This is a genomic window from Nostoc sp. NOS(2021), from assembly GCF_017115025.1.
GTDB lineage: Bacteria > Cyanobacteriota > Cyanobacteriia > Cyanobacteriales > Nostocaceae > Nostoc.
In genome coordinates, this window is record NZ_JABXKM010000326.1 from 1 (window position 1) to 6,837 (window position 6,837).

General features: G+C 42.3%; 4 protein-coding genes. 3 read left to right on the plus strand and 1 reads right to left on the minus strand.

The features are described from left to right. Positions 1 to 767 precede the first annotated feature (767 nt). From HWQ41_RS31660 to HWQ41_RS31670, 3 genes are all read left to right on the plus strand, one after another. Positions 768 to 1,106: a beta/gamma crystallin-related protein gene (locus HWQ41_RS31660; protein ID WP_292771798.1), complete on the plus strand. Its 339-nt coding sequence runs from the start codon at positions 768 to 770 to the stop codon at positions 1,104 to 1,106. Between the two features lie 321 nt (positions 1,107 to 1,427). Further along, complete coding sequence (locus HWQ41_RS31665; RefSeq protein ID WP_292771800.1) at positions 1,428 to 3,620, plus strand: peptidase domain-containing ABC transporter; 2,193 nt, start codon at positions 1,428 to 1,430, stop codon at positions 3,618 to 3,620. Between the two features lie 350 nt (positions 3,621 to 3,970). Continuing rightward, positions 3,971 to 5,473, plus strand: coding sequence for an HlyD family efflux transporter periplasmic adaptor subunit (locus HWQ41_RS31670; protein ID WP_292771802.1), 1,503 nt, complete (start codon positions 3,971 to 3,973; stop codon positions 5,471 to 5,473). A 185-nt stretch (positions 5,474 to 5,658) separates the two neighbouring features. Here the strand turns inward: HWQ41_RS31670 and HWQ41_RS31675 are convergent, their stop codons facing one another. Then, complete coding sequence (locus HWQ41_RS31675) at positions 5,659 to 6,600, minus strand: glycosyltransferase (RefSeq protein WP_292771804.1); 942 nt, start codon at positions 6,598 to 6,600, stop codon at positions 5,659 to 5,661. Between the last annotated feature and the right edge of the window lie 237 nt (positions 6,601 to 6,837).

Here is a 6,837-nt window from a genome sequence, read left to right on the forward strand (position 1 = left end):
CTTTTGCAAGAGGTCTATAGATATGATTTAATACTAAATTCATAATTCGTAATTAAGACCAAAAGGAATTTGGTATAAAACATCGACTTATGCAATAGACAGTATGAGCGGCGCTCACAAGGAAGAATAAAAATAGACTTTAATAACTCTTTCTTTAGGAACTAACTCAGGGACTTCCAGAGAATAAATCACCCAATTTATTCAGATGATATTTTTCTCCTTACCCCTACTTATTGAGCGGATACAAAGAGAGTTATAAGCTGCCACGCATCTAGTTTTTTAGCTGCCTCTAGGCTATGGAAGGGTTTTAGAGCCAAACTTATACAATTTAAATCCGCGACAGCTTATTTCAAAAATAATCTTGACTGCATTCTTTGTAGAAGTAAATCAACTTATACAATTAAATTATAAATCAAACTTTTGTATATACACGATTTCAAGCGTCTGGTTGTTACAGTGTTAACAAGATGACAAATTCAAAGCATCTGAAAGGTTTTTGAGAACAGACTCTATAGGAATACCAATTTTCTGTAAACTTTCACTTAATAATTGATTCCTTGATTGATCTCTTTCTTCTCTACGAGACGCTGCGCGAATACGTACTTTGCGGTTCGTCTAAGAAATATTAAGTGCATCGTCATGGAGAATTGGTTTTAACCTTCAGTTCAAGCTCAAATTTGAAATTTCGGAGAAAAACAATGTCTAAGATCAACAACAACGGAGTAGATATGAACAACAACACATTAGCCCAATTGAGTTTCAGCGCAGTGAAGGAACTTAACGATGAGGTGGCTGCTAGCTGTAGTGGTGGCGGCACCGTAGCAGGCCCTGACCCAGATGTAATTTTATACAAAGATCCAGACGGCATGGGACTGTCGGAAGGACTGAGTGCAGTAAAGGGTGATGGTGTTTCCAACGTCGGGCTTCTAGGCACGCAGGATACCACGTTCAACGATCAAACCTCATCTATTAGGGTTATACGAGGTACATGGAGTTTCTTTCAAGACGCAAACTATGGTGGCGACAATACTGGTCTGCTGGCCCCAGGATTATACAATCTTGGGCATAACAACGACGCAATCACTTCCGCTTTCCGTAATGCGTAATTTTCAGGGATATTGCTAACGGTACTGAAACAGAGAAAAATCAGGATCGCAGCTTGTGCATCCCTAATCCACGGAATGCAAGTGAAAATCTTACTGTCTCTGTAGATCCGTTGTAGAGTGATTAACTTGCACCATTTTCAGAGTATGTCGTGACTTTACCTATAAGTTTGCCGTTGCGGCAAACTTATACTTCTAAGCAACCTTAAGAGTGATTTTTGTTTAAAGGGCAAAGCTACCTCAGAGTATACACTTCTGAAGCAGTTGCATATCCGTATTGATCTGTGTTGCCTCTACGGCATCAAAAACTTCAGTAATTTAAATATGAAATACCAAAGCGTACTGCAACACAGTGAAGAAGATTGTGGTGCTGCAAGCCTTGCGACTGTTTCCAAACACTACGGACGCACCTTTGCCATGAACCGCGTGCGAGAAGCAGTAGGTACAGGTTCGCGGGGAACCACGCTACTAGGTTTGAGACGGGGAGCAGAAACTCTGGGATTCCATGCTCGTCAAGTCCAAGCCACCGCAGAAGTACTTGAGAAATTAAATGAAGTTCCTTTGCCTGCGATCATTCACTGGAAAGGCTACCACTGGGTAGTATTTTACGGGCTAAAGGGGAAAAAATGTATTATCTCTGACCCCGCAGTTGGTATCCGTTATCTCAGCTTAAAAGAGTTAATGGCGGGTTGGAGTGATGGTGTGATGCTGCTGCTGATGCCAGACGACAGCCGCTTCTATGAGCAAGCAGAAGATAAAATTGGCGGTTTTGGGCGCTTCATTGCCCGGATATTACCCTATCGTAACCTGCTGATTCAGGCGATCGCCATCAACTTTGCGATCGGGCTATTGTCCCTGGCCTCCCCTTTAATGATGCAACTTCTCACCGATGACGTGCTAGTGCGGGGAGATACCCAACTGCTAACAACGGTGGCAATTGGCGCCATTGTCATGAACTTAATTCAAAATGCCATTGGTTTGGTACAATCTCACCTGATTGGTCATTTTGGTCAACGGTTGCAATACGGGCTAATTCTAGAATACGGTCGAAAACTGTTGCGCTTACCCCTATCATATTTTGAAGCACGTCGCAGTGGAGAAGTCGTTAGCCGGATTGCAGATGTTCATACCATCAATAGTCTAGTTTCCCAAATTGTCCTTGGTTTACCCAGTCAATTTTTTGTGGCTCTGGTTTCCTTGGGTTTCATGCTTTTCTATAGTTGGGAACTGACTCTAGCTTCCCTCGCCGCCTTTGTCATCGTTACAGGAGTCAACCTGCTTTTTCTTCCCGCCTTGCGCCGGAAAACCCGCAGCCTCATCGTTAAAGGTACGGAAAACCAAGGCTTTTTAGTCGAAACCTTTCACGGTGTTCAAGTCCTCAAAACCACCCAAGCTACAGAACAAGCTTGGCAAGAGTATCAGACAAATTTTGGTCGGATTGCTAACTTAGGCTGGACTACGATGAAGTTGGGGCTTTACAGCAGCACAGTCACTAGTATTCTTTCCAAATTGACGAGTATTGGCATACTCTGGTTAGGTTCTAGCTTGGTGATTAATCAGACATTATCCATCGGTCAACTGCTGGCATACAGTGGGATGAGTGGCAGCTTTCTGGGGTTTTTATCGTCAGTAGTCGGGCTAATTGATCAATTTATCACTGCTCAAATTGTCGTCCAACGCTTGACAGAAGTGATAGATGCTACCCCAGAAGATGAAAATGACTTTAAAAAACCTTGGGCAGAAATTCCTGGGAATGCAGATATTACTTGTTCTCAAGTTAACTTTCACCATGCTGGTAGAACTGACCTGTTAGAAAATTTTTCTTTAACTATCCCTGGTGGTCAAGTAATAGCCTTAATCGGTCAATCTGGCTGTGGCAAAAGCTCCCTTGGCAAATTAATTACTGGTTTATATCAAGTCCAATCTGGTAATATCCGTTATGGCTTATACAACCAGCAAGACTTATCTTTAGAGTGTTTGCGACAGCAAGTCGTATTAGTTCCCCAAGAACCTCATTTTTGGAGCCGTTCGATTGTTGAAAATTTTCGCTTTAGTTATCCCCACATTAGTTTTGAAGAGATAGTCAAAGCTTGCCATATTGCTGGTGCAGATGAATTTATTAGCAAATTACCCGATAAATATCAAACTGTTTTAGGCGAATTTGGTGCAAATCTTTCTGGCGGACAAAGGCAGAGATTAGCGATCGCTAGAGCAATTGTTACTGACCCACCTATATTAATTTTAGATGAATCTACAGGCGCTCTTGACCCAATAAGCGAAACTCAAGTTTTGGATAGATTACTTGCTTACCGTCAAGGCAAAACCACAATTATGATTAGCCACCGTCCTCAAGTTATCAAACGGGCTGATTGGATTGTGTTGCTTGAAGATGGACGCTTAAAAATTCAAGGAACTCCAGAAGAATTACGTCAGATTCCTGGAGAGCATTTAAGCTTTATTGATGAAATTTCTCCTTCTAAGAATGGGTTTAAATCTTCTTTAGTTATTCGGAATTAGTTAATGGTTATCAAAACAGAATTCAGGAGTCAGGAGTCAGAATTCAGTTGGGTATTCTGTACGACTCGCTCTAAGCGAAGCTATGCAGTTGGCGAACGAGAGGCGTGTCGCAGACAAGCCTCTCGAACGCGAGTGCCTCTCCCTTTGGGAGAAGAAAAGGCTTTACGCTGCGCTATCAATAGTGAGTCTGAATCCCCCACTGATGGCAGGGGAAACGCAAGCTCACTGTAACACTTGCCGAAGTCTTGATTCTGACCGGAGCTTTCGGAAGTCTCCGGCTCCGCTCCTGAATTCTGACTCCTGAATTCTGAATTCTTCTTCAATGGTAATTTTACATCAACTCAGCATTTATGATTAGTAACTCTAAAACCAATTTTTTACCCCCACTTCAAGACAACGACTTTCTCCCACCAATTAGCCGTTGGACTACATTTGGTGGACTATTTATCGTGTTTGTGTTGTCGTTAGCTCTTCCTGTGGCTGCGGTTGTTAAATATAAAGTTACGGTCAAAGGGCAAGCTGTTGTCCGTCCTGCGGGTGAATTGCCAATTGTGCAGGCTGCGATCGAAGGACAAGTAATGCAGATTTACGTTAAAGAAAATCAAACGCTGCAAAAAGGAGATAGAATTGCCACTATTGATGACTCTCGACTGCAAACCAAAAAAAACGAGTTGCAAACCAATATTCAACAAGCTAGGTTACAACTAATTCAAACCGTTCCTCAAATGAATGCAATAGATAGTCAAATTCGTGCCCAAAGCGATCGCACTAATCGGACTATCGCCTCTGCAAAAGCGGAATTGAAGGGACGCGATCGCGATCATCAAGACAAAAATATTACCAGTATCACTGAACTCCAAGAAGCATCAGCCAACGTCAAAATGGCCCAAGAAGAATTATATGCAGGGCAAGCACAGTTACAATCAGCACTAGCTAACTTATACGCGACTGAGGCGGCTTTAGGAGCGGCGACATCAAAGCAGAATCGATATGACAGTGCTGCTAAACAAGGGGCATTATCCCGCGATCAACTTGAAGAGGTACAATTGGCTGTGAAACAGCAGGAACAAGCTGTACAGGCGCTAAAAGCAACTTATAAGGCCCAAGAAAAAACAAATGAACGGCTAAAACAAGCTGTTAATGGAGCTATTGCTAAACGATCTCGCGCTATTGCAGCTCTCAATCCCAGCAATGCAGATGTCGCAATGGCAACTGAACGCATTGCTGAAGAAAAAGCCTCTGGGGAAGTGAATAAAGCAACCTTAGAAAGAGAACGTCAAACTCTTATAAAGGAGAAAATTGAAACTGAAAAACAATTAGAGCGCCAAGAGAACGAACTCAAGCAAGCTGAAATCGATCTGAAGCAAACTACTATTACTGCTACAGCAGACGGGATTATTTCCAAGCTAAATTTGAGAAACCCTGGTCAAACTCTCCGGGTAGGGGAGGAAGTTGTCCAAATTGTTCCCAGTCATGCGCCTTTAGTTATCAAAGCAGCTATAGGTTCTGAAGCTAAAAGTAAGGTAAAAATTGGTCAAAAAGTGCAAATGCGAGTCACAGCTTGTCCTTATCCCGATTATGGCACTCTCAAAGGCAAAGTGAAAGCGATCGCTCCAGATGCTGTTAGTTCGCAAAAAAACGATGCAAATGCTGATACAAATTCTACCCCAAAGGCAACTGCTGTAGGCGCTTTTTACGAAGTCACAATTGAGCCAGAAAAACTTGCATTAGGTCGCACTGCAAAGAAATGTCAAATTCAATTGGGTATGGATGGCAGAGTTGATATTATTACCCGCGAAGAAACTGTACTGCAATTCTTGCTCCGCAAGGCAAGGATAATGACGGATTTGTGACGTTAAACGTGTTTTGGAATTGCCGTATTGAGTTGGTTGCAATCAAAAGAGGGCTGGGAGCTTGGGGAGCTAGAATATAAACTTGTAGATTTGAGAATTTGTTTATGAAAAATACAAAATTTTACCTTCACATTTTATTAATAACTGGACACTGGGAAATCTAACGCTTGCACCCCACTTTTTAATCACGATACTTGCTGCATTTCGGCATAGGCTTGATAAACACCCTTCACGTTGTACCAGTTGAGGAAAATTCGGGCAATTTCTAAAGCCAATTGCGGTTTACCTAAATTAATTAGCCATTGCAAAAAGGGAGCCATTGTCCGTTCATTTAACGCACCATTGAGCGAAAGAATTCCCCAAAGTAAGCGATGCAACCAAGTCATTTGAATCATCATTCGCACTTCCCATGTGGGATGCTTTTGATAAAATAAAACTCCCATACGTCCGCGTTGAATCTCTTGGTCAATTAATCGGGGAATTTGCTCTAAGTTAAATGGTGGATGCCAGTGATATCCTACGGCTTCTGGACATTTAATTAGTGTCAAACCTAGTTTTTTTAGCCTTACGCCTAATTCTAAATCTTCCCAGCCATAGAGTTGAAAAGTCGTGTCAAAAAGTCCAGCTTTCTCTAGCCAATGTTTAGGAATTGCGACATTTCCCGTAGCAAAAAAAGCTGCTGAAAAATCTGTGACTTTGTAGGGTTCAGCAGTTGGGTTGTCGAAATTACAAGTATTAATAACTGCACCGTAAGTGAAAAAGCGATCGCTCCTCAATTTCTCCTGTCCCTGCACTAGCGTATTCGCATGAGCTTGCAGGAAATTCTTCAGCACTACTAAATCGCTATCAATAAAGATAATTGTATCTCCCTGCGCCTGTTCTACCCCCAAATTCCGAGCCGCAGCTGGGCCAGCATGATCTTGCTGAAACCAGCGTACATGGGGAAACTCCTCTTTGTGTTCTGCCAACCAATCCAATGTGCCATCAGTAGAACCATCATCCACTAAGACAATCTCGTAACCAGAAACTGCACTTGGCTGACTCAACTCCTGCACCTCCAAGGCGCAGAGACACTTTTCTAAAATCGGTTGGCGGTTATAAGTCGGTATGACAACGCTGAAAAACACAGTCTCACCCACACACAATACTATCTACCCATCTCCAGGATAGGACAGATGCGACGCTGACACTTCCACCATCGGTTATTTCTTCTCAAGAAGGTAACGTTTTGGAGGAAAAAGTAAAATTTTTACCAACCAAGCTAAAAAGATATATTGCATCTTGAGATGAATTCTTTGGCATTGAAAATATTGATATAGCAACGGACAAGAAGGTTAGGACATTAACTGATGATAAAACCTATA

Bases quoted from the DNA above. Each gene is read 5' to 3' on its own strand.
- HWQ41_RS31665 (WP_292771800.1), top strand. From the start codon at position 1,428: ATGAAATACCAAAGCGTACTGCAACACAGTGAAGAAGATTGTGGTGCT.
- HWQ41_RS31670 (WP_292771802.1), top strand. From the start codon at position 3,971: ATGATTAGTAACTCTAAAACCAATTTTTTACCCCCACTTCAAGACAAC.